The sequence below is a fragment of the Paenibacillus sp. FSL R10-2736 genome (assembly GCF_038000245.1).
Lineage (GTDB): Bacteria > Bacillota > Bacilli > Paenibacillales > Paenibacillaceae > Paenibacillus_AQ > Paenibacillus_AQ phytohabitans.
On record NZ_JBBOBN010000001.1, the window covers coordinates 1,103,046 to 1,126,116 of the forward strand.

The window sequence follows — 23,071 nt, forward strand, 5'->3', positions numbered from 1 at the left end:
ATGGTTCGTAAAAAAGGGGTATACGAAAGATACATCAAAAGACCACAGGACTTTTTGCTTTCTTCAATTGCTCTTATTTTACTAATTCCTATACTGCTAATTATAGCTTTTTTTGTGAGAATAAAATTAGGCGGACCTGTATTATTTGAACAAGAACGACCGGGTCTTAATGATAAGATTTTTAAAATGTATAAGTTTAGAACAATGACGGAAGAACGTGATTCCAATGGAGAATTACTTCCTGATAGGATTCGGCTAACATCATTTGGTAAGTTCCTTCGGTCTACTAGTTTGGATGAACTTCCAGAGCTTTGGAACATTGTACGTGGAGATATGGCATTAATTGGACCAAGACCTTTGTTGGTTCAATACTTGTCTTTGTATGATGAACTTCAAAAACGTAGACATGAAGTTAGACCAGGCTTAACTGGCTACGCTCAAATAAATGGTCGTAACGCAATCAGCTGGGAAGACAAGTTCAAACTGGATGTAGACTACGTTGATCGAATTAGCTTCGTCGGCGATTGGGAAATCTTCTTCTTGACGATTAAGAAGGTTTTTATAAGAGAAGGGATTCATTCTGATGATTCAGTAACTGTTGAGCCATATCGTGGTGGTTCTAACAAAGAGAGCGTGAGGTTATGAAAGAGAAATTAATTATCATTGGTGCAGGCGGTCACGGTAAAGTGGTTGCTGATATCGCAAAGCAAATGAACAAGTGGAAGATTATTTGTTTTTTAGATGATAACGAATTACTTAAAGAGTGTTTGGGATTTGAAATAATCGGAAAGACGAGTAGAGTAAATGAATATATTAAAGATTTTGATATTTTTATTGCCATTGGAGATAATGATGCTAGAGAAAAAATTCAAAAAAGATTAGAGAGTCGAAATGCCTCAATTCCGTTAATCATTCACCCTCATGCTGTTTTAGGTTCAGAAGTCAAAATCGGATATGGATCGGTTATTATGGCTGGAGTTGTTATAAATAGTTCTACAAAAATAGGAAAAGGCTGCATTATTAATACATCTAGTAGTATTGATCATGATAATAATATTGAAGACTATGTCCACATTTCTCCTGGAGTTCATTTGGCGGGAAATGTAAAAATCGGAAGACAGAGTTGGTTGGGTGTGGGAAGCATAGTTATAAATAATATTTTTATTTGTAAACAATGTAAGTTAGGGGCCGGTGCAGTAGTAGTTAAAAACATCGTTCATCCTGGTACATATGTGGGCATTCCGGCAAGGAGACGAAACAATGAAGAAAATATTAATACTATGTAACAGTGATATAGGTTTGTACAAGTTTAGGAAGGAATTGCTTGAAGAGCTTTTGAATGAATATGTGGTATATGTTTCCTTACCTAATGGGACTTTTATTAATCAGCTGAGAGAATTAGGATGTTTTTATATTGAAACTACCATGGCTAGAAGAGGGAAAAACCCACTTAACGACTTTAAACTGTTCCTTACATATATAAGAATGTTGAAATCTGTAAAGCCTGATATTGTACTCACATATACAATAAAGCCTAATGTATACGGAGGATTAGCTTGTAGAACCCTACGGATACCATATCTCTCGAACATTACCGGATTAGGGACTGCGTTTGATAATAAAGGTTTACTGAAAAAACTATCAACTTCATTATATAAAAGTGCATTGAAAAGGGTGAATAAAGTTTATTTTCAAAATAAGGATGACATGAATTATTTTCTCGAATCAGGAATATCGGAGAAGCAAAGATATAGATCTCTTCCAGGGTCTGGTGTGAATTTGAATTATTATCGACTACTGGACTATCCTGATGATGGAATTATACGTTTTTTCTTTATATCTAGAGTTATGCAGCAAAAAGGGATTGAGCAATTCTTAGATGTTTCCAGGTATATGAAAAGAAAGTACGTGAATACAGAATTTCATGTTTTAGGTTTTTGTGAAGAAGATTATGAAGAAAACCTTAGACAAATGGAATCTGAAGGGATAATTCATTATCATGGCATGCAAAATGATGTTACGCCATTTCATTTGATTTCACATTGTACAATTCACCCTTCATATTATCCTGAAGGCATGTCAAATGTTTTGTTAGAAAGTGCTGCGTGTGGCAGGCCAATAATTACAACTAATAAAACGGGGTGTAAAGAGATAGTTGATGACGGAATAAATGGATATATCTGCGCCCAAAAAAATAGTGATGATTTAATTGAAAAAGTAGAAAAATTTTATCATTTGGAACATAGTACCAAGAAAAAAATGGGTATTTTAGGAAGAAAAAAGGTGGAGTTGGAATTTGACAGAAAGAGGGTCGTTGATTCGTATCTTGAAGACATTAAATCAATTTTGGGGTGACTGATGCTTGAATTATAAACGGTTAATAAAAAATAAAGAAGTTAGGTTTTTAATTCTACATTATTTGAGAGTTATACCGGATAAGTGGATGTTGAAGTTTCAATATAAAATTAAACTGGGAAGAAAACTTAATCTTGATAACCCAATGAGATACTCTGAAAAATTACAGTGGTATAAGATTAATTATCGTAATCCATTATTAACAACCTGTGCCGATAAGTTAAAGGTTAGGGATTTCATTAATTCTAAAGGATTAGGAGATATTTTAACAAAACTCTATGCAGTATATGAAATAAACGCGGATTTTGATATTAACCAACTTCCAGAAAAATTTGTTATTAAAACAACGAATGGTAGTGGAACAAATATAATATGCAAAAACAAAAATGAAATAGATATAGATAATGTGAAAAAAGATTTGAAGAAGTGGATGAAAAGAGATAATTTTGCTGTTGGTCGTGAATGGTCATATAAATATATAACTCCAAAAGTCATTTTTGAAGAATACTTGGAGGATTTAGAGAATAAATACTCTGGAATTAATGACTATAAATTCATTTGTTTTAAGGGTAAGGTTCATTATATAGTTTTTGATGTCGATAGATTTGTTGAGCATAAAAGAAATATTTATGATGTTAATTGGAACTTAATTGATGTGAAAACTGATTGCGGAAATATCGAGGGGGGAATTGATAAACCCACGGGATTGCAAGAAATGATCGATATAGCCAGTGCATTATCAAAGGATTTTCCTAGTGTGCGCGTTGACTTATATTGGGTTAATGGGAAAGTCTATTTTGGAGAGATGACCTTTTATCCTTGGACAGGATATGTGAATTTCTCTCCTGATGAATTTGATTTTACATTAGGAGCTAACTTTCCACTGATTCGATATTAAATGTTATAAAGGAGTAATATCATGAGTGTACTATTTTGTCATGATGGACCATTAAGAAAAGATATTAATAATAATTATTATGGTATAGCTCATACAGATGAAATGTTTTCCCGTTATAAAATTCTTAGCAATCACATTAAGATACTAATTAGAACGAAAAAGATAACTACTAGTGAAGAAAAAAAATTATCAAAAATTACATTAGATAATTTAACAGTTGTCGAGACTCCCAGTATAGCCTCTATAAAAGGAATTATGTCCAATAGAAAAGCGTTAAAGGATATTATCTATAACCAAGTTAAGGATGCGAGTATTGTCATAGCTCGTTTGCCTAGCCATAACGGGAACTTTGCAGTGGACAGTGCAATCAAATTGAACAAACCATATTTAATCGAATTAGTTGCTTGTCCATGGGACTCTTTATGGAATCACAGTTTGAAAGGTAAGTTGGTTGCCCCTCTTATGTCATACCAAACTAAATCAAAAGTTAAAAAAGCACTCCATGTTGTGTACGTAACTGAGTCTTTTTTGCAAAATCGTTATCCTACTTTGGGGAAATCAATTAATTGTTCGAATGTTACTTTGACTGAGTTTGAAGATGGTACCCTTAAAAATAGACTTGATAAAATTGAAGGAATTAACAACCACGGAAAAATAGTGATAGGAACAGCTGCGGCAGTAGATGTAAAGTATAAGGGACAACGATATATAATTGAAGCCCTGGGTAAGCTGAAAAAACAGGGCATAAATAACTTTTATTATGAAATTGTTGGAGACGGGAATCAACAGTATTTGAAAAATTTAGCCCAGATAAATAATGTTACGGAAAATATCTCGTTTCTAGGAGCAATTCCTCATTTAAAGATAAATGACTGGCTTGATAAAATAGATATTTATGCTCAACCGAGTAGGCAAGAAGGGCTACCAAGAGCTTTAATTGAAGCGATGAGTAGAGGGTTGCCTAGTTTTGGAGCCAGGACAGGAGGAATTCCAGAGTTGCTAGATGATAAATTTATTTTTAGCAATTCTTCAAGCAATATTGATGAAATATGTATCATTCTTAATTCTTTTGATGGGAATGCTATGAAAAATCAAGCAGAAGTTAATTATGGTAAAGCAAAGAAATATGATAAATCAACTATTGATGAGAAAAGAAAAAAATTTTTTAACGATTTTTTAAATGATTCAAAATAAAATCTAATAGCCTTTTTTGAGGGGATCACAATGGAAGAAGCTGAAAAAATAGCAATATTTATTGGGTCATTGGCACGTGGTGGTGCTGAGAGAGTCTCTGTTCTATTAGGAGAATATTTTAATAAAAAGGGAGTTGAAGTTTATATAATAACACTCAACACTAATTTTAATGAGTATCAGATCAATTCTAGAATACGGCGAATTATTTTAAATGAAGAGGAAAAAGGAAAGTGGCAATGGATTCATATGGTAAAAAAACTCAAAGTTATTCTTTCTGAGTTGAAGCCTACTGCTGTTCTTGTAATGGGTGTGCCACTATGTATGTACGTTGTACCAGCTTTAATAGGAACAAAGATACCTTTGCTGGTTTCTGAAAGAAATGATCCGTCAAATTTTAAAGGTAGAAAAATCATTGGTTTGTTATCAAAAAGTTTAATGAGACTCGCTTCAGGTTTTATATTCCAGACTGAGGGAGCTCAAAACCAATATTCGAAGAAAATTCAACAAAGGTCAGTAGTGATTTCTAACCCTATTGATATCAATATTTTTCCTGAAGAATCTTTAGAATATAAAAATAAGAAAATTGTTTCAGTAGGTAGATTGGTTCCTCAAAAGAATCATGAACTTTTAATTAATGTATTCGCGAAAATTTCAAAAGATTATCCAGAGTATTCTTTGATAATATACGGTGAAGGAAGAGAACGGAACTCGCTGCAAAAGATAATTGACAGCCATAACTTATCTGAAAAAATAATACTTGCAGGGGTTAAGGAAGATGTTCTCAATCAAATAAATGATGCAGAACTATTTGTCATGTCATCTAACTTTGAAGGCTTACCAAACGCCTTAATTGAGGCGATGGCTCTTGGCATTCCAGTAATCTCAACTAATTGCCCTTCAGGAGGGCCCGCTTCATTAATTAGACATGAATTTAACGGTCTATTAGTTCCTGTGGGAGACAAAAATGAATTGGAGAAGGCTGTTCGCCTATTATTGAGTGACAAAAATTACGCTGCAGAATTGGGAAGAAATGCTTATAATATACGTGCTACTTTAGATATTGACGTAATTGGATATCATTGGTTTGATTTTATTAGGAAATTTAAATAAGATAAATATTTTGATTAAGTTATGTAAGGTGGTCTTCAGAACATATGAATTTTATTGAAACTTTAAATCAAAATTGGGGGACTGCTTTATTATTCTGGACCTTCTTTGCCATCTCTATAATCCTAGCTCATTTTTATCAGTACATATTTAATAATTTTGATACAATTCATGGAAAACAATCATTAATCATTAAATGGTTCTTTTTATCGATTGTTATTTTGGGGCCTGCAATAATTATAGGAGTTAGAAGGTACGATGTAGGAGCAGATACATTAAATAATTGGACAGCATATATAAATTTGGGTGTTGTAAACTCTATAAAAATAAGTTTTCTAAATACTGGTATAGATAAACCATTGTTTTTCTTAATTCATTATGTTATATATCTTGTCTTTAAAGGGACACCAACTGTGTTCTTTACTATTATTTCATTCTTAACGTTATTTATATTAGCTTTGGCCCTAGATAAATGGAAGGATAAATTATCGATATCCTTTGCTTTGTTTGTTTACTATAGTTTTTTTGGAATGCAATTATTGAATCAATCGAGACAAATGCTCGCTTTATCTATATTATTTTATGCATTGTTTTTTTTGTCGGAAAAAAAAGTACTGAAATATATTTTAATTGTTTGCATTGCCGGTATGATTCATTTCACTGCCTTTGTTGGGATTTTATTTATGGTTTTTGATTTTAAAAGAACGAAGCATTACTTAGGTAAAACATATTTATTTTATTTTATTTTATTTGGATCAACTTTTTTTCTTGAATCTATTTTAAAAATTGCTTCTAATATTATACCTAATAAATATAGTGCTTACATTAACTTATATTCTAGTAGTGACATTGGTCTTGGTCTGGCTTTAAATGTTTTACCTATACTTGTTCCAATACTATTCTTTAAAAGCTATATTGATGCTTCTAACCATCAGTATCTAAAACGAATCACATTTTTAACTCTTCCCTTTAGATTGGCAGGGTATATATCGTACTTTATTATGAGGATGTACTATTATGGAGCTATTCCAATTGTAATACTCTTTCCTATGATAATTAGAAATACTCAAACAAAAAAAAGTAAGTTTTTAATTTTTGTTTTTTTTGTTATTTTATGCTTCGTTTATTATATAGTAAATTATATGTACGTGAATTCGGCATACTTGTTCCCATATCATAGTGCGTTTAATTAAGATTATAAAGAGAATTTTCAATAAGGAGATTGAAATGAATAATGTGAGAAAAATCTTTAAAACGATAATAATGAAAACAGAAGTGACTGCTACTACTTATAGAAAAATTAGAGGAATGTATTTGAAACATTATTTGAGCGATATCAAATTAATTCAAAAAAAATATGAACGTAAGCTTGGCAGAAGTTTAAATATAACAGAACCTTTATTTTATAATGATAAACTTCAATGGCTTAAATTATATTGGGACAATCCTTTAGCAAAAGTTTGTGCTGATAAATTTGAAGTGAGAGGATATGTAAAGGATACAATTGGGGAAACTTATTTAAATGAACTCTATGGAGTGTATGATGCTGTTGAAGATATAAATATAAATGAGCTGCCTGATTCTTTTGTATTAAAAGCCACTCACGGATCTGGTTTTAATATAATTTGTAAAGATAAAAAGAAAATGGATTGGGATAAAGAGTTCAAAAAGATGCGCTTATGGTTAAAAGAAAATTATTATTTATACAATAGAGAATGGGTCTATAGAGATTTAATGCCTAGAATTGTTTGTGAAAAATTACTAGAACAGGGCGAAGGAGCTGAACTTCAAGATTATCGTTTTTTTTGTTTTGCAGGTGAGCCTAAATTCATAAGTGTAGACTTCAATATTACAGATAAGAAGAAAACAAGAAGAAACTTATATGATTTAAATTGGGAGTTAATGAGCCAAGAAATATCGTATCCAAAAGAATTAAATATAAAGGTTGAAAAACCAAGAAAATTGGCTGAGATGATTGCTTTGAGTAAAATTTTATCCCGTGATTTTCCACATGCGAGAGTTGATTTCTATTACATTAAAGAAAGAATTCTTTTTGGTGAAATAACCTTTTTTCATCAAAGTGGCATGGGTATTATTAAACCGGAACAATTTGAAATGAAAATGGGGGAATGGTTAGATTTGCCTCAAGGTAATATTAGAGAAGATTTAAATAACTAAAGTTTGAGGAGTAAAAAGATTGAATGGAAATTTGAATAGTAAAATAGTATCTGCGACTAAATGGTCTTCAATAACAGAGATTATTTCAAAACTGGTTACACCTATTACTCAAATGATTCTTGCAAGATTAATAGCACCTGAGGAATTTGGGATAATAGCAACTGTTACCATGGTTGTAAGTTTTGTCGACATGTTCACTGATGCAGGATTTCAAAAGTATTTAATCCAACATCAGTTTAAAGATGAGGAAGAAAAACAGAGATTTGCTAATGTAGCCTTTTTAACAAATCTAGCTATTTCTCTTATGTTATGGATTTTATTAATTGTCTTTAGTAATGAAGTTGCAAACCTTGTCGGAAATCCCGGTTTGGGAAACGTGATTGCAATTGCTTGTATTCAACTTCCGATTACAGCTTTCTCAAGCATTCAAATGGCTTTATATAAACGTGACTTTAATTTTCGCATATTATTTAAAGTTCGAATGGTTGCTATCCTAATACCCTTGTTGGTTAGTATTCCATTAGCACTTTTAGGTTTTAGTTTCTGGTCATTAATAATTGGAACAATTACAATGCAAATACTTAATTCTATAATATTAACAATACGTTCGAATTGGAAACCTAAGTTATATTTTGAACTGACTGTTCTGAAAGAAATGTTATCGTTTAGTGTTTGGTCTTTAATGGAATCTATATCTATTTGGTTAACGACGTGGATAGACGTTTTTATTATCGGAAGCTTAGTAAGTCAATACTATTTGGGTATATATAAGAATTCTCTCTCTATTGTAAATGCATTGATGGCCTTAATTACATCTTCGGTTGTACCAGTTTTGTTTTCTGTTTTATCGAGACTACAAAATGATGATAAGCAATTTTTTGAGGTTTTTCTTAAGGTGCAAAAAATAGTGGCGATTTTAATATTACCAATAGGTACGGTTGTTTATCTTTATAGTGATTACATTACTTTGGTTCTGTTAGGAGATAAGTGGATTGAAGCGGAAGACATAATAGGAAATTGGGCTTTAACTAGTGCTATTATGGTTGTGTTGAGTAATCTTTGTAGCGAAGTTTATCGTGCTAAAGGGAAGCCTAAATTATCTCTATTTGCACAACTTTCTCATTTGATCGTATTAATCCCTGTATGTTTAATTAGTTCCCACTATGGTTTTTGGACATTGGTGTATGCGCGATCGTGGATAAGGCTAGAGTTAGTTGTCGTAAATATGTTCTTGATGAGATTCGTGATCGGGTTCCCAGTGTTGAAAATTTTCAAAAATATAATCCCCCCTATAGTTGCAGCTATAATTATGTTTGCTTTTAATTTTTTCTTGGAGGGATTGTTTGTAGGATTTGCAGGAAAGACTATAAGTATTTTAATTTGTTTTTTAATATACTTCGTGAGCCTAAGTCTTTTCCCTTCAGTAAGATCTGATTTTAGGAGATATTCCAAATTATTAAAAGTTAGTTTACCACATTGAACGGAGAGTCGTAATGAATTCCAAAGAGAGAAAAGGATTTGTTCATTCCAAGAGTGATTTAAAAGAATTCTTATGTATTGAAAAACAAAACTATGGGATTAAATGCAATTGGTCGCATTTAATATGTATTAGTGAAAAATCTTATCTTTGGAAATACAATGTTCTTCTAAGAAAGACTGAGTATTACATCAACAGTCAAAAAAAAATTAGAGGTCTAGTCTATAAAGTCTTACTTTATAGGTACCAAAATAAGCACCATATTCATATTCCAATAAATGTATTTGATCGTGGTCTTAGAATAATGCATTTAGGCCCAATTTTAGTAAATAGAAAGGTTGTAGGAGGCAAAAATATAGCTCTTCATATTAATACAAGTTTAGTAGCAGGGGGCACTGATGACGAAGCACCAATTCTGGAAGATGGAATTGTTATTGGCGTAGGTGCAGTAGTGCTAGGTTCAGTTAGATTAGCGTGTAACATAGCAGTTGGAGCTAATGCAGTTGTAAACAAATCTTTTGATGAAGAAAATATAGCTGTTGCTGGCGTTCCAGCAAAAAAAGTTAGTGCTAGTGGCCGTTTAGAATGGAATAAGAATCGAAAAAGAGATACACTCGATATTTAATATAATTAAATTATTTTGGGAGGATAATTATGAAAATTGCTGTAGCCGGTACAGGTTATGTCGGCCTTGTAGCGGGTGTATGCTTTGCCGAAATGGGACATCAAGTAGCTTGCGTAGACATTGATGAAGATAAAGTTCAGCTAATGAAATCCGGTGTTTCTCCTATTTATGAAGCTGACTTAGAAGCACTTATGCAGAAAAATTATGCTGCCAGTAGAATTGATTATACAACAGATTATGCTGATGCTTATAGAAATGCCGATGCTATTTTTATAGGAGTAGGGACTCCTGAGCAACCAGACGGTTCAGCTAATCTGGCTTACATCGCTACTGTGGCTAGACAAATAGCTGAGACTATTGAAAAAGATTGCTTAGTTGTTGTTAAATCGACTGTTCCTGTAGGAACTAACGATAAGGTAGAGCAGTTTATACATGATTTTTTGCCGCATGATGCTCAAGGAATCACAGGAAATGGTAACGGAACTGGCCGCAAGATCAGAGTTGAAGTTGCATCTAACCCGGAATTTCTTGCACAAGGGACGGCAGTTAAAGATACGTTACAGGCGGCAAGAATAATTATTGGAACAGAGAGTGAATGGGCTGAGGGTCTACTGAAGCAGATTTATGAACCTTTTAATATCCCTATCGTATCCGTGAGAAGAAGATCGGCGGAGATGATCAAGTATGCGTCAAATGACTTCCTAGCGATGAAGATATCTTACATGAATGATATTGCTAATCTCTGTGAACTTGTCGGTGCGGATATTCAAGATGTTGCCAGAGGAATGTCCTTCGATGAGCGGATCGGCAGTAAGTTTTTGAATGCAGGAATCGGGTATGGCGGCAGTTGTTTCCCTAAGGACACGAAGGCGCTGGAATATTTAGCGCGCCAGCATGGATATGAACTCAAGACAGTCAAGGCTGCTATTGATGTAAATACTAATCAAAAGACGGTTCTCTACAAAAAAGCGTCTAAACGATTAATCACATTTAATGGTCTGAAAGTGGCTGTGCTGGGACTAACCTTTAAACCTGGTACAGACGATTTAAGGGAAGCTGCATCTTTGGAGAATATCCCATTGCTGCTGGATCAGGGAGCTGACATTTATGCTTATGATCCGGTTGGTAAAAATAATTTTTCACGAAGATTTCCTGAAGGAAGCAATGGAAAAGGCAATATTTATTATGTAGATAGCATTGAGGCTTCATTGGATGGGGCGAATGTTTGTTTTGTGTTCACGGAATGGGGAGAAATCAAAGCTATAACACCGAGTATGTTCAAGAAATTGATGAGAACTCCTTTGGTCTATGATGGTAGAAATATCTTTGGTGTTGAAGAGATGAGAACAACGGGAATTGAATATTATTCCATAGGAAGATGATGATTCTGTATACCAATAAAAAGGGGACGAGATTTTGAGCTATGCAGCTTTGGATATAACTAAGAAGTATCTTATAACAGGTGTGGCCGGGTTCATTGGTTCTAATGTAGCAAAAAAACTTCTGGAAGAAGACTGCCAGGTTATAGGTGTTGATAATGTTAATGACTATTATGATCCCAACCTCAAAAATGATCGTCTTGAGTTGCTTACATCATATAAGGGGTTTACCTTTATCGAAGCAGATATTTCTGACAAATCCTTAATTATGGACATATTTAAAATACATAGCCCAAATATTGTAGTGAATTTAGCGGCTCAAGCTGGTGTTCGTTACTCCATAGAAAATCCGGATGTATACATCCAGAGCAATATTATCGGATTCTTTAATATACTTGAAGCATGCAGATATTGTTCTGTAGATCATCTTGTATATGCATCATCCAGCTCAGTTTATGGTTCCAATAAGAAAGTTCCTTTCGAAGAATCCGACACTGTGGACCATCCGGAATCATTATATGCTGCTACTAAAAAATCTAATGAGCTAATGGCTCAGACATATAGTCATCTTTATAAAATTCCAACTACAGGCTTGAGATTCTTTACCGTATACGGCCCAATGGGACGGCCAGATATGGCTTACTACGGATTTACGCAGAAATATTTTGCTGGAGAGTCTATCAAGATTTTTAATAATGGAGATTTCAACAATGATCTATACAGGGACTTCACATACATTGATGATATTATAGAGGGGATTAAGAGAATCCTCAGCAATGCGCCAACAAGTGCTGTCCCGCATAAGGTCTATAATATCGGCAATAACAAGCCTGAGAAATTAATGGTGTTCATTGAAACACTAGAGAAATGCTTGAGTAAGAGTCTTGGCAGAGAAGTCGTTTTCAAAAAGGTCTTCGAACCGATTAAGCCAGGTGATGTGCCTGCAACTTATGCTTCTACTGATTTGTTACAGCAAGCTGTGGGTTTCAAACCTCAAACTTCAATAGAAGAAGGCTTGCAAAAATTTACAGACTGGTACGTTCAGTATTATAATGCAAAATAAAAACAGAGGTGCCATGACTGACAAACCTCCTAACACCAAATCAGGCAAACAAAAGAAGAGACTCCTCTTTCTATATTTTCCTCTTCTTTTAATCCTCTTACCGCTCTTCTCCGTTGGCCGTTTCCTGGTTCTCTCGCAGACACCGCAGAATGCTGATGTCATTATAGTTCTGAGTGGAGGCCGGGGACGGGTTGAACAGGGGGCAGAATTGTATGATCTACATCATGCTCTACATCTAATATTGTCTAACGTGAGCGAGAGTGGTGGCCCCTCTGGCGACATGCACCAAACCGCTCTCGCCCTGGGCATCCCAGAAGAGGCCATCCTTACCGAAGACGCCGCCCAGAGCACCTACCAGAATGCCCAGTTCACGCTCCCAATCATGAAGCAGCACGGCTTCAAGTCTGCCATTGTTGTGTCCTCTGACTTCCATATGCGGCGGGTGAAATTCATTTTCGATCAAGTCTATAAGAAGTCAGGGATTGAACTGACCTATATTGGTGCTGATTCAGGCTATAATGCGAAGACATGGTGGAGTGACAGGTATAGCCGGGAGACTACTTTTAACGAGTATATCAAGATGATTGGCAATGCCTTCGGCTATAATGGCCCGGAAGCGAAGAGTTCGCTTGAACAGATTAAACGCTGGTTCCGCCGGTAAGAGAATTCCGACAAAACCAGTCATAATATTCTAGCCTCTGCATCCACAAAATGACAAACAAATAGTGCATACCGGTCTATACTTAGAGGCAAATCTATTTATAGTCTGGGAGAGATGGACCATGCCTAATTATCATTTTAGGGAAATATGGACACCTTTGCGATGGATACAGATCAGGTTCTACCGGGATGATGCGGATCGGCTGTGGGTGAAGCGGGGATCGCAGCGGCGGCGGCTTTTAAGTAAACGGGGAATAGAAACGACGGAAACCTTACGAGACCACTAGGGTCTCTATTTTTTTGCCATAACCGGGAATCGTAATCTATTTTCAGTAAAATCCAGTGAGAATGGCAAATGGGTTGCCCGCAGTTCACGGATTATACTAATCTGCAACATCCTACACTATTGAACATTGGGATAATGTGACATATTATTACATCTATAAAACAAATATATAATATTTGGATTCCAGTTAGGTGGTGTCTGCGTGGTCCCTACTACAACTATGATTCGCGATGCACTGGCGACATATCTGTCGCAGAAGGGAATGTCCATTAATCAATTCTCCGGACAATCCGGAATTAATTCAGGAACGCTCAGCCGGATACTTAGTGGTCAGCAGCCGATTGCTATGGATCATCTGGAGCGAATCACCAAGGCGATGGATCTGCCGGAGGACTATTTCTACAGCTTATACGTGGATGAATGTTTCTATTACTCGTCACCAACCTGGCGGCGTCTGCGGCCTTTTCTTGTGCGGTCAGCTGCGCTAGGCCGTCTGGATTGCGTTGAACAGGTTGTTCAGAATCTGCTAGAGAATCTGACCTATGCCCCCATGCTGTTCGAAGTGGCTGAAGGACTGTTTCAAGAGGGGCTTTGGCAAGCTGCCGAATTGTTGTATAAGAATGTGAGTGCCAGTGAGAAGTACCAGAATTCTGAGAGACTCGCGGTATGCCAATACCGTCTGTTCCGGATTGCCATTGGTGACGACCAGACGCGGAATCTGCAGGCGGCGCATCTATTCGAATGTTACCTGGACCGGCTGGATGAAGCGGATCAATTGGACGGGTTGAAGCATCTCGCTCATGTATATGTTTCGATGCATAAGTGGCATAAGGTGGATGAGCTGGCGAAGGAGATGCTGCAATTAGCGACTCTTCGTTATAATCTCCAGCGTCAGTCGGACCGCAGAGAGGACAACGAGAGAAAAACTGAGAAACCCCTGTACTTCTACATCCTATACGCACAGCTTATCCGCTCAAATGTGTTTGAGAAAATAGGAGACTACCCATCGGCATTAGATTGGGTGTCCCTCTATATGGATGGAAGCTGGATACAGGAAGACAATGAAGAAGCGAAGCGGACTGTAGCTCAGTTCCAGGAATGGGGGACCGCGAACAGACTGCTCTATCGGGTGATGGCAGGACAATATGGGGCTCTCTCTGAATATGTCGAATATATCTCCGAGCGACCAGATGAGATATTCATAGCTTTACACAATATTATCTCATCGGCTAATCGCTATGATTGGAATGTTGATTATATTCTGGAGCGGTTTGCTTCCTATATCCCTTACCGGACGTATTCTACAGAATTTGGCGATTACAATCGGCAGGTTATGTTGGACCAACACACCCAATTCCTCGCTGAAATGGCAGCCTATTATTTACATAATAAGCGTGAAGAAGGAATAAGATTCATCCTGCAGAGTTTGGAATCATCTGCTAGAATCAATGATGAGAGCAATATCCTCAAATGTGTCGATCTATTCGAGCAGCATCGGCATCTGGCAGATGAAGAAGAGAAAGGGCAATACAAACTTCTAATTAGAGAGGTGCAGGACTCACATGAAAAGAAAATTGTTCAAGCTTCTAGCTTCCTGTAGTCTGGCTATTGTAATTATTATACCTGTTGTTACTGTTGAGCCCGGAGAAAACATCAGCACTCAGATTCTAGTTCAAACTATGGGACACGGTTTAGGTGGTGGTTGATGCTTACCAGGCAGCAATAATCTAATCGGCGTACTCAGCAACGTTCCCGGAATACCGGGAACGTTGTTCTTTTATACAGTACATAATATTCTAGCCCTTCCATCCACAAACCGACAAACAAACTAGGTATCCCGGTCTATAATTAGAAGCAAATCTATTTATAGTCTGGGAGAGATGGACCATGCCTAATTATCATTTTAGGGAAATATGGACACCTTTGCGATGGATACAGATCCGGTTCTACCGCGATGATGCGAATCGGCTGTGGATTAAACGGGGTAAACAGCGGAGGCAGCTGCTTCGCAAACGGGATATAGAAACGACGGAGACCTAACGAGACCTGAGGGGTCTCTATTTTTTTTTCTTCAAGTGCACTTTCATTCCCTGTACTTTACACATATACGCAAAAATGTTATGGAAGGCTACACTTTGGAGGGATGGCGGATCTTGAGTTTCACTCTATACTCTAGTTGATATACATATGAACGGAGAGGCAGGTGAGGGGATGAAGCCATATGACTATTCCTTGGATGCGATTAAGGGGATTAGCTGTATTTTGATGATTATTGCGCATATTCCGCTGTACTTCCACGGCAATGAACGGGTGTTCCAGATTGTTGCGGGTGTGGCCCCTGTCCTGTTCTTCGCGGTCTCAGGTGTGACTACTACGTTGCAGGTGAAGCGGCGCAGCTTCAGTTCCCTGCTCGGCTTCTATGTGCTGTTCGCAGTCATCGGGTTCGCCTACAATCTGATGTGGAGACCGGATGTACAGGCATTTCGCATCATGGATGTTCCCCAGATCATCGCGCTTGGCGTCCTCACTGTCTATTTGCTGGAAAAATATCTTAAGCCCCCGCTCTATCTGTATCTGCTGCTGTCACTGGCCGTGTTTGCGGTACATTCGTTCATCGGGCACCGGCTGCCGGACTTTCCTCTTAAATCTGTTGTGTTCACAGAGACGGTCGGGTTTACGTATTTTCCTTGGCTGTTTGCTTTCTTGGCGGGAGTCTTTGCGTACCGGGCCAGTAACCGGGTGAACCTCATCATGACTTTGGTTGCCGCCGCACTGCTGGGGATTGTAAGTTACGGTGGCGTGAGTGAGGCGGATTATGTGAAATATAATATGTCCATGCCCTATCTGCTGTTGTCTATGACTGTGCTGTTCGGGGTGTTCTCTCTCTTCCGAAGCATCAAAAGCTATGCTCCCGCAAGTCCGCTGCTGTATGTCGGCAGGCATTCTTTGCTGTTTCTGTTTACCCATCTGTTCCTGATACTCGCGTTTGACCGGCTGGGTCTGGGCCGTCTACACATTGTGCTGATATGGGGGCTGGTGCTGATCTGCACCTATGTTGGCATGCATATTCTGCTGTGGCTTAACCGCTTCATAACGCAGTATTTGGAACACCTCCTGCCTTGGGGGATCATCTTCATTGGTGTAATTGCCATTCCGCTCGTGATCCCGAACAGGGATCTCATCATCCTGATGGAGGCGGCGCTGGGTATGCTGTTCGCCATGAATTATAAGCAGCTCTCCAGCCTGATGTCGGCAAGTGCGTCGGCGCGGCGGGAGCCAGCTCTTCCAGAGGTTGTGCGTGAGCGGGCTTGATTGCTTTTTGCTAATGAAATCTTACACATATGGCGATGGGAACCTGAATGGTTTCCGTCGTTTTGCGCTGCTCATTGACGTTAAGTATTAAGCTTTTAAGAAGCTGCTGGAGATGTTCTTCTAGGAATTTATTGATTTGTTTTTTCTTGGGCTGGATTCTATACTAGATTACAGTGAAAGCCGGTTTCTGATGAAGAGATTCTAAGAGAATTAATGAAACAATACCCGGAGGAAGGTGAAGCAATAATGGAGTTGATGCCAGCCTGGAAACGTTGGGGATACGAAGAAGGAAAAGCTGAAGGAAAAGAAGAAGCCCAAGCGGAGATTATCCGTAAATTGCTGCTTCATGGATTTACTCCGGAAGCTGTATCCAAAGCCGTTGAGTTACCACTGGATGAGATTAAGAAGCTGATGTAAGGGAGCTTTTCTGATTAGATATATATCTATAATAATCTATAGAAGACCTTGGTGAGTGAGAGTACCCAAGGTCTTCTTTTCGTTGTATAGGAAAATCAGTACGTTTATCCACCCGTTAGTGTAATAGCATTTCTGCCATCGGGCTCAGAGGTCGATTGTCTACTACCCTTCCCACTCCTCCCGCTAATCAGCAAGCTAAGCACCGGTACCTTCTGAATCAACAGGTTCAAGGCGAGCGATCCGGCTACTGCAATTATAGTGGTCGGGAACCAGCCCAGATAGGTGTGTAGCACATAACGTTCGAGGAAGTTCAGCAGCAGGATGAAGACGCCGTAATGGAAGATCAGGATGACCAGGGATTCTTGGCCGATGTAGGTCAGGAGGGCCGCGAATAATTTGGATTTGGACAGTAATTGGGTGCCTTTGATGGCGAGCAGGCTTCCGGCGATACCGGCGAGGTAGAAGAGGAGCAGGTTGCCGTACACCCGGTTGTTCATATCGACATAGGAGTTGAAGTAGGCGGCAGCCAGGAAGATGAATAGCAGGATTAGCGTATTCAGATTGAAAATTCGGATATTGCTCAGTGCCTGATGCTGCTTCAGCTTATAGCCGATGAACACATAGAGCTGGGCCACGAGGGCCACATCGATGTTCCAGGGCAGGAAGATGACCCGTCCCAGGCCGTAGCCGGTCAGGCTTAAGGCAAGCATGATTCCGAGCTGGAGCTGCCAGGAGCGTGTGTGTATGTAGCGCATGGTGATGCAGAAGACGATCTGTGTGACGAACAGGCAGGTCAGGAACCAGATGGGGATGTTCAGCAGCAGTCCATCGGAATAGTTGCCGTAGAGGAGCGCGGCCAGAGGCTGGACCCAGCCAACACCCGGACTATGGTCGCTGGCGAGCATCCGCAGGAGTGCCCAGAGGCAGTAAGTCAGCAACCCGGCTGTGAAGTAGGGGAGGACTAGAGTCAGTAGCTTGGTCCGCAGTAATAGCTTAAGGTTGTCAAAATACCTGGAGGCGCTGAATAAGTAACCGGAGACGATGAAGAACAGCGGAAGGCGGAAATCTCTGAACATATCGTTCAGTACAGCTGGAGTCAGGCCGGCATGTCCAACGACGACCAGCAGGATGGTGATGCCGCGGACCATATCGATAACTTTCAACCGTGTGGTCTTCGGCGTACTGCCATTTCCTGCAGATAATGAAGGCTGTGATGCTTGCATGGGGTGACATCTGCCCCCTTCCATAGGTGTGTTATAGCCTACGATATCGGATATAAGTGGCAGGGACAATGGTACAAAATAGTTATTTCTATATACTACCTCAGCTGGTTGTATATTCTTCATTGATATGGATATCCGTCCTGCTCCGGGCAGTAAGGAACAGGATTAGCAGCCGTGTTCCCCTTAAATAGTTTGAGCCCCCCAGCCAATCTTGTATATAATTAAGTTTACATAGTGTTGGTGAGGTCTGGTTATTAGAATTCCTTCATGGATTAATGGTGAACTATAGGGAGGCTGGGAGATGAAAACAACAGCAAATCAGCAACCATCCGGTACCCGGGGGAGCAGCAAGCCGGTTGTGGTTGAGCTAGTGAATTACTATAAGCAGCTGGGTGTACGGGTGAATGCTACGCCGAAATCGATTGAAGCGGGTTATGAGGCCAAGATTAAGGAATTTCCTCAAGAGCAGTATCCGGAGGAGTTCCGGAAGATCCGCGAGGCTTATGAGAATTTGAGTGATCCGATCCGGCGTGACGAATATGATTTCACCCGCAAGAATGGCAGCACACAGAAACTGGATGTCCTCATTAATAAAGGCACGGATGCCTTCGCTGCAGGGGACTTCCGGCTGGCGGAGGAGCTGTACCGCAAGGTACTGGAACTCAAGCCGGACCACTCCGGGGCAAGCATTGCATTATCCGGAGTGTATCTTGCCGAGGATAAGCTGAGCATGTTCGATGAAGTATGGCAGAAGGTAGAGGCGCTCAGTCCCAGCCCGCGGTCAAGTGTCATTGGTACGACGCTGCAAATCCGTATTCTGCTGCAGTATGAGCAATATAAGAAGGCTCTAAGTGTTGCGCGTGCGCTTGATAAGAAGCACCGTGCCTGGCGGAGAGTCTATCTGACGGACTATACCGATGTGCTGATGATGAATCAGCTGGGGGATGAAGCCTGGGGAATATATGAAGAGATGGCTGGAGAACTGAAGGAGGGCCTGAATGAGAGCCTGAATGAGGATAATGATGTTGAACTGAAGGGAGATACATTACAGTTCTATCTTTATTGGATCAAAATCATGATCTACACGAATAAAATGCAGTTCTGGCACAAGGTTAAGCAGGAAATAAGGGCTTATCTGCGCTCCTTGCCTGAGGGGGCAGAGAGAGAATCAGCGGTGGACCGTCTGCTGGAAGAGAGCCGTGAGCTGGCAGAGAACAGAGCCTACAAAGAAGCGCTGCTCTTCGCCGAGCTTGCCCACTATATGGATCCGGGCAATCCGGCTGTGCAGCAGCAGCGCAGCCTGGCTCAAGGGGGAAGTAAGCTGCTCCTGGAAACCGACCGGCTGATCAAAGACAAAGGCATGTACCCGGGCGTACAGGCCAAAGCCTATGATTTCTTCACCGCGGAAGGGTATAGGCATCCGGCAGAGAGGCTGGTTCAGGCTCCTCCGGATGGTATGTGGCCATCCGGCGCGGCAGAATACGGTGACTATTTCATGACTGAAGGCATCCGGCAAATGAAGCGTAAGTACCCGCAAGTGTATAAGTCTTATCAGCAGCTATGGGACAAGCTGATGTCCTAAAAGCGTATAAGGGCCGTGGATCAATGCTGATCCACGGCCCTTATACATTCTGGTGAATTGAGTGTTAAGAGTTCAGATTCACCCGCTCCGGAATTACAAAAGAAACGGTTGTGCCGGCTCCAAGCTGGCTGTGAATGACCAGTCCCTGGCCATACAGCTGTGTCAGCCGCCGGTTGGTATTCAGCAGTCCGATGCCGCGGGAAGGCAAGCCGAGTCCGCTGTCGTCCAGCAGATGAAGAACCTGCTCGTCAGGCATCCCTTTGCCGTTATCCTCTACTTCAAACGATGTGTACCCCTGCCGGCGGTGAATGCGGATATGCAGCAGGCCGCCGGCCTTCCGGCTCAGCAGGCCGTGTCTGACCGCATTCTCGACCAGCGGCTGGAGGGTGAGCGGCGGGAGGAGCAGCTCGATCCCCGGTTCCACATCCCATTCGATCTGCAGGCGTTCGTCAAACCTGGCCTTCTCAATAAACAGATAGGACTCGACCAGCTCCAGCTCATGGGACAGTCCGACCCGCTGCTGCGAGTTCATGTAGTCGAAGCTGATTCGCAGATAGGAGGAGAACGCCTCTCCGAGATCACGCATCTTCGGGAGATCGAATTCACTTAAGGCCAGCAGTGCGTTCAGCGTATTGAACAGGAAGTGCGGCTGAATTTGCGCCTGCAGGTATGCAGCCTCCAGCCGCAGGCTCTGATTAATAGACTGCTTCAGTCCGGTCAGGGAGCGGACCCGGTATTTCAGCTCCAGAGCATCCACAGGCTTCGCGACATAATCATTGGCTCCGGATAAGAATCCCGTATAGATATCCACCGGCTGATTGCGGGCAGTGAGCAGCAGGATCGGCAGCTCCGAGACAGAGAAGCGCTGCCGGGCGATCCGCGTTAGCTCGTAGCCGGACATGTACGGCATCATGACATCGGCGATCAGCAGGTCCCAGGGTTCGGTGCCGAGCAGCTCCAGGGCTTCCTGGGCGCTGGTGACGGTGACCAGCTGATGCTGTTCATCCGAGAGTATGCTGGCGAGCACCTTGAGATTGACCGGATCATCATCTACGGCGAGAATTAGAGTCTTGGCCGTCATGGAGGTGTCCTGCAGCTGCAGCTGAGGGAGAGAAGGGATCTCTTGTGATGCAACTGCAGTGATACTGCTGGTATCAGACTGCCGGAATAACAGTCCTCCCTGTTCAAGCAGCAGGTCTTCCATGTCCGGGCTGTCATTCATCCTTGCAGCCGCGGCCTCTTCCGGCACATGCCGGACCTCAGAAGCAGATGCCAGGGGAAGGGTGAAGGTGAACACGGACCCCTTCCCGGGTTCGGAATCCACGGTAAGGTCTCCGCCGTGAAGCTCTGCCAGCTGCTTGCTGATGCTTAAGCCGAGCCCGATTCCGCCTCCGTCATTGATGCCCTTACTGCCTTGCTCATAAGGCGAGAAGATCCTCGCTTGTGTCTCCTTGTCGATGCCTATACCGGTATCGGACACGCTAATCCTTGCGGTTTTGCCTGTAACCTCGGCAGATATCGTGACTGTTCCGGCCTGCGTGTATTTGATGGCATTGCGCAGCAGGTTATAGAGAATCTGCACAATCCGCTTCTCATCACCCCAGACGGGCGGCAGGGAAGCGGGTAATTCGTTACGCAGCTGCAGCTGTTTGCTGTCCGTCATGAATTCAAACATATTCAGTATTCCGGTTACGAGCGGCCCGATGGCCAGCGGTTCACGCTGTAATACAATCCGCTTCTCCTGCAGACGGGTCACATCGAGCAGATCATTCAGCATATGGGACATCCGGCGGCTGATGGTAATGAGCAGCTCCAGATCCTGGTAGCTTTGATGATCCAGGAGGGATTTCTCCTTCGCTGTTACGGTTTGGGCGATGCTGATGATGCCGTGCAGCGGTGTTCTGAGTTCATGTGCGGTATTGGCCAGGAACTGGTCCTTCAGATGATCGCTTTCCTTCAGTTGCTGGTTAAGCAGCCGGTTCTCCTCTGCATTGCGGAAATACCGCTTGAACCAGTAAGCGGAGAAACCGATGATGGCCACGATGACATCTACCGGATAATACAGAATACTTGCCTTGCTGTTCGATTCCAAGGAACCGCCAAGGACACTGGAGCCGATAGCCGCGGCGGCAAACAGCAGAAATACGGAGTCCTGCTCCTGCCGGGCGACCATTCGGCCAATGGAGTACACGACTCCTGCGATCGGAAGAAGGTAGAGCACTGAGAAGAGAGGCCTTGCATATACAACATACTGCGCAGGCAGTACCAGTACATAGACGGTGTAGAGGCACAGGGCAAGGAGGTAACCTTTGAACAAGCGGCCCGGGCGCTCCTGTGCGGAGAAGCTGCGGGTCAGCAGCAGCATGAACAGGGAGATCGCAGGATAAGCCAGCATTTTGAGCTTCAGCGCCCAGGTATAGTTGATCGGCAGCCAGAGCAGCAGCAAGGTATCATTATCGGTCACTATTGAAGCACCTACCGCCAGGAGCAGCAGGCAGAACACCAGGAACGCTTTTTGCCGGCGGTTGAAAAAGAACAGGATGCCTGCATACATCGCATGCAGCAGCATGATCACAAAAGTGACCATCTGGAAGCCGATAGAATACATCCGTTCCGTATCCACCGCTGCCTGGGAGCCGAAACGGATGGAGCGGACAATCCCTCCTTCGAGCGGGTGATCGTAATTGGCTGCACGGACCAGCAGCGTGATCTCCTGCTGTCCTGCCGCATTATAGGCCGCTGTATAGGAAACAGCCTTAGGCTTGTAGTCCTGGCGGCTCACGGCCGGTTGACCGAAGCTGCCTTCGGTCTGTCCGTTAATCTCAATGCCGGAGGAAGCTTGAACACGCTGAATCCAGAAGCCATACGGCTGCTGCTGCAGCTGGTCAACCAGAATGCGCAGCCTGTAAGTGCCGTAGCCGAAGGAAGAATGTCCTTCTTCTGGGAAGCCGCTGCTCCAGTCGCCGGGAACCTGCACAACCTGCTGCGCAGCCGGGGGGTGTCCGGCGAAATTCTCATAGGTGAGGAATTGGCCGGGATAGAATTCCCATTCACCATCCAGCCGTACAGACCGGGAGTTCTCGAAGTCCCAGCCCCGCATATCCAGGACACCCTGCTTCGCTTCCGGATGCTCAGGCGCCTCATACGCGTTGAACCACAGATAACGTATGCTGATCAGGAGGGTCAGATATAACAGCAGCAACAGAGCGTGCTTAAGATTCAATATGCTTTTAGTATTGATCATGGTTTGCTTCGGTAAGTTAGTCTTCATCATACGTTCTCTATTCGACATGTTTCGGGGTTATCCTGCCGGGA

At 41.5% G+C, this 23,071-nt stretch carries 19 protein-coding genes; 17 read left to right on the forward strand and 2 right to left on the reverse strand.

Annotated features, from left to right (window positions below; translation table 11 throughout):
• The 16 genes from NSQ73_RS04845 to NSQ73_RS04920 all read left to right on the forward strand — a co-directional run bounded on the left by NSQ73_RS04845 (window position 1) and on the right by NSQ73_RS04920 (window position 16,951).
• Window positions 1-645 carry a sugar transferase gene (locus tag NSQ73_RS04845; RefSeq protein ID WP_340985562.1) on the forward strand — a complete coding sequence of 215 codons (645 nt, stop codon included), beginning with the start codon at window positions 1-3 and terminating at the stop codon, window positions 643-645.
• Window positions 642-1,286: an acetyltransferase gene (locus NSQ73_RS04850; RefSeq protein ID WP_340985564.1), complete on the forward strand. Its 645-nt coding sequence runs from the start codon at window positions 642-644 to the stop codon at window positions 1,284-1,286. Before NSQ73_RS04845 ends, NSQ73_RS04850 begins: the two co-directional genes overlap by 4 nt.
• Window positions 1,261-2,355 carry a glycosyltransferase family 4 protein gene (locus NSQ73_RS04855; RefSeq protein WP_340985565.1) on the forward strand — a complete coding sequence of 365 codons (1,095 nt, stop codon included), beginning with the start codon at window positions 1,261-1,263 and terminating at the stop codon, window positions 2,353-2,355. Before NSQ73_RS04850 ends, NSQ73_RS04855 begins: the two co-directional genes overlap by 26 nt.
• 7 nt (window positions 2,356-2,362) lie before the next feature.
• Entirely contained in the window at window positions 2,363-3,253 is an 891-nt protein-coding gene (locus NSQ73_RS04860; protein WP_340985566.1) for an ATP-grasp fold amidoligase family protein, read from the forward strand.
• 21 nt (window positions 3,254-3,274) lie between these two features.
• On the forward strand, window positions 3,275-4,447 hold the full coding sequence (locus NSQ73_RS04865) for a glycosyltransferase (protein WP_340985568.1): 1,173 nt from the start codon (window positions 3,275-3,277) through the stop codon (window positions 4,445-4,447).
• 30 nt (window positions 4,448-4,477) lie between these two features.
• On the forward strand, window positions 4,478-5,557 hold the full coding sequence (locus NSQ73_RS04870; protein WP_340985570.1) for a glycosyltransferase: 1,080 nt from the start codon (window positions 4,478-4,480) through the stop codon (window positions 5,555-5,557).
• Between the two features lie 44 nt (window positions 5,558-5,601).
• Window positions 5,602-6,747 carry an EpsG family protein gene (locus NSQ73_RS04875; protein ID WP_340985571.1) on the forward strand — a complete coding sequence of 382 codons (1,146 nt, stop codon included), beginning with the start codon at window positions 5,602-5,604 and terminating at the stop codon, window positions 6,745-6,747.
• Between the two features lie 34 nt (window positions 6,748-6,781).
• Window positions 6,782-7,732 (forward strand): ATP-grasp fold amidoligase family protein, encoded by a 951-nt coding sequence (locus NSQ73_RS04880; protein ID WP_340985573.1) that lies wholly within the window; start codon window positions 6,782-6,784, stop codon window positions 7,730-7,732.
• Between the two features lie 19 nt (window positions 7,733-7,751).
• On the forward strand, window positions 7,752-9,212 hold the full coding sequence (locus NSQ73_RS04885) for a lipopolysaccharide biosynthesis protein (protein WP_340985574.1): 1,461 nt from the start codon (window positions 7,752-7,754) through the stop codon (window positions 9,210-9,212).
• A gap of 13 nt (window positions 9,213-9,225) precedes the next feature.
• Window positions 9,226-9,834 carry a hypothetical protein gene (locus NSQ73_RS04890; protein WP_340985576.1) on the forward strand — a complete coding sequence of 203 codons (609 nt, stop codon included), beginning with the start codon at window positions 9,226-9,228 and terminating at the stop codon, window positions 9,832-9,834.
• A 26-nt stretch (window positions 9,835-9,860) separates the two neighbouring features.
• Window positions 9,861-11,216: a UDP-glucose dehydrogenase family protein gene (locus NSQ73_RS04895; RefSeq protein WP_340989189.1), complete on the forward strand. Its 1,356-nt coding sequence runs from the start codon at window positions 9,861-9,863 to the stop codon at window positions 11,214-11,216.
• A gap of 34 nt (window positions 11,217-11,250) precedes the next feature.
• The gene (locus NSQ73_RS04900) at window positions 11,251-12,276 is read left to right on the forward strand and encodes a GDP-mannose 4,6-dehydratase (protein ID WP_340985577.1); all 1,026 of its coding nucleotides are present in this window, start codon (window positions 11,251-11,253) and stop codon (window positions 12,274-12,276) included.
• A 13-nt stretch (window positions 12,277-12,289) separates the two neighbouring features.
• Window positions 12,290-12,937 (forward strand): YdcF family protein, encoded by a 648-nt coding sequence (locus NSQ73_RS04905; RefSeq protein WP_340985578.1) that lies wholly within the window; start codon window positions 12,290-12,292, stop codon window positions 12,935-12,937.
• Window positions 12,938-13,424: 487 nt separating this feature from the next.
• Complete coding sequence (locus NSQ73_RS04910) at window positions 13,425-14,822, forward strand: helix-turn-helix domain-containing protein (RefSeq protein ID WP_339302362.1); 1,398 nt, start codon at window positions 13,425-13,427, stop codon at window positions 14,820-14,822.
• Window positions 14,823-15,433: 611 nt separating this feature from the next.
• Window positions 15,434-16,534, forward strand: a complete 1,101-nt coding sequence (locus NSQ73_RS04915) for a hypothetical protein (protein ID WP_340985579.1) — start codon at window positions 15,434-15,436, stop codon at window positions 16,532-16,534.
• Between the two features lie 213 nt (window positions 16,535-16,747).
• Complete coding sequence (locus NSQ73_RS04920) at window positions 16,748-16,951, forward strand: hypothetical protein (RefSeq protein WP_340985580.1); 204 nt, start codon at window positions 16,748-16,750, stop codon at window positions 16,949-16,951.
• A gap of 104 nt (window positions 16,952-17,055) precedes the next feature.
• Here NSQ73_RS04920 and NSQ73_RS04925 read toward each other — a convergent pair whose 3' ends face one another.
• The gene (locus NSQ73_RS04925; protein WP_340985581.1) at window positions 17,056-18,174 is read right to left on the reverse strand and encodes an acyltransferase family protein; all 1,119 of its coding nucleotides are present in this window, start codon (window positions 18,172-18,174) and stop codon (window positions 17,056-17,058) included.
• Window positions 18,175-18,475: 301 nt separating this feature from the next.
• On the opposite strand from NSQ73_RS04925, the gene NSQ73_RS04930 reads away from it, so the two are divergent.
• Window positions 18,476-19,756: a J domain-containing protein gene (locus NSQ73_RS04930; protein WP_340985582.1), complete on the forward strand. Its 1,281-nt coding sequence runs from the start codon at window positions 18,476-18,478 to the stop codon at window positions 19,754-19,756.
• Window positions 19,757-19,820: 64 nt separating this feature from the next.
• On the opposite strand, the gene NSQ73_RS04935 is transcribed toward NSQ73_RS04930, so the two are convergent.
• On the reverse strand, window positions 19,821-23,048 hold the full coding sequence (locus tag NSQ73_RS04935; protein ID WP_340985583.1) for a hybrid sensor histidine kinase/response regulator: 3,228 nt from the start codon (window positions 23,046-23,048) through the stop codon (window positions 19,821-19,823).
• Window positions 23,049-23,071 lie beyond the last annotated feature (23 nt).

Excerpts from the sequence above, each read along its gene's own strand:
- NSQ73_RS04845 (WP_340985562.1), top strand. The coding sequence starts at position 1 with ATGGTTCGTAAAAAAGGGGTATACGAAAGATACATCAAAAGACCACAG.
- NSQ73_RS04850 (WP_340985564.1), top strand. The coding sequence starts at position 642 with ATGAAAGAGAAATTAATTATCATTGGTGCAGGCGGTCACGGTAAAGTG.
- NSQ73_RS04855 (WP_340985565.1), top strand. The coding sequence starts at position 1,261 with ATGAAGAAAATATTAATACTATGTAACAGTGATATAGGTTTGTACAAG.
- NSQ73_RS04865 (WP_340985568.1), top strand. The coding sequence starts at position 3,275 with ATGAGTGTACTATTTTGTCATGATGGACCATTAAGAAAAGATATTAAT.
- NSQ73_RS04870 (WP_340985570.1), top strand. The coding sequence starts at position 4,478 with ATGGAAGAAGCTGAAAAAATAGCAATATTTATTGGGTCATTGGCACGT.
- NSQ73_RS04875 (WP_340985571.1), top strand. The coding sequence starts at position 5,602 with ATGAATTTTATTGAAACTTTAAATCAAAATTGGGGGACTGCTTTATTA.
- NSQ73_RS04880 (WP_340985573.1), top strand. The coding sequence starts at position 6,782 with ATGAATAATGTGAGAAAAATCTTTAAAACGATAATAATGAAAACAGAA.
- NSQ73_RS04890 (WP_340985576.1), top strand. The coding sequence starts at position 9,226 with ATGAATTCCAAAGAGAGAAAAGGATTTGTTCATTCCAAGAGTGATTTA.
- NSQ73_RS04905 (WP_340985578.1), top strand. The coding sequence starts at position 12,290 with ATGACTGACAAACCTCCTAACACCAAATCAGGCAAACAAAAGAAGAGA.
- NSQ73_RS04915 (WP_340985579.1), top strand. The coding sequence starts at position 15,434 with ATGAAGCCATATGACTATTCCTTGGATGCGATTAAGGGGATTAGCTGT.
- NSQ73_RS04920 (WP_340985580.1), top strand. The coding sequence starts at position 16,748 with ATGAAACAATACCCGGAGGAAGGTGAAGCAATAATGGAGTTGATGCCA.
- NSQ73_RS04925 (WP_340985581.1), bottom strand. The coding sequence starts at position 18,174 with ATGCAAGCATCACAGCCTTCATTATCTGCAGGAAATGGCAGTACGCCG.
- NSQ73_RS04930 (WP_340985582.1), top strand. The coding sequence starts at position 18,476 with ATGAAAACAACAGCAAATCAGCAACCATCCGGTACCCGGGGGAGCAGC.
- NSQ73_RS04935 (WP_340985583.1), bottom strand. The coding sequence starts at position 23,048 with ATGTCGAATAGAGAACGTATGATGAAGACTAACTTACCGAAGCAAACC.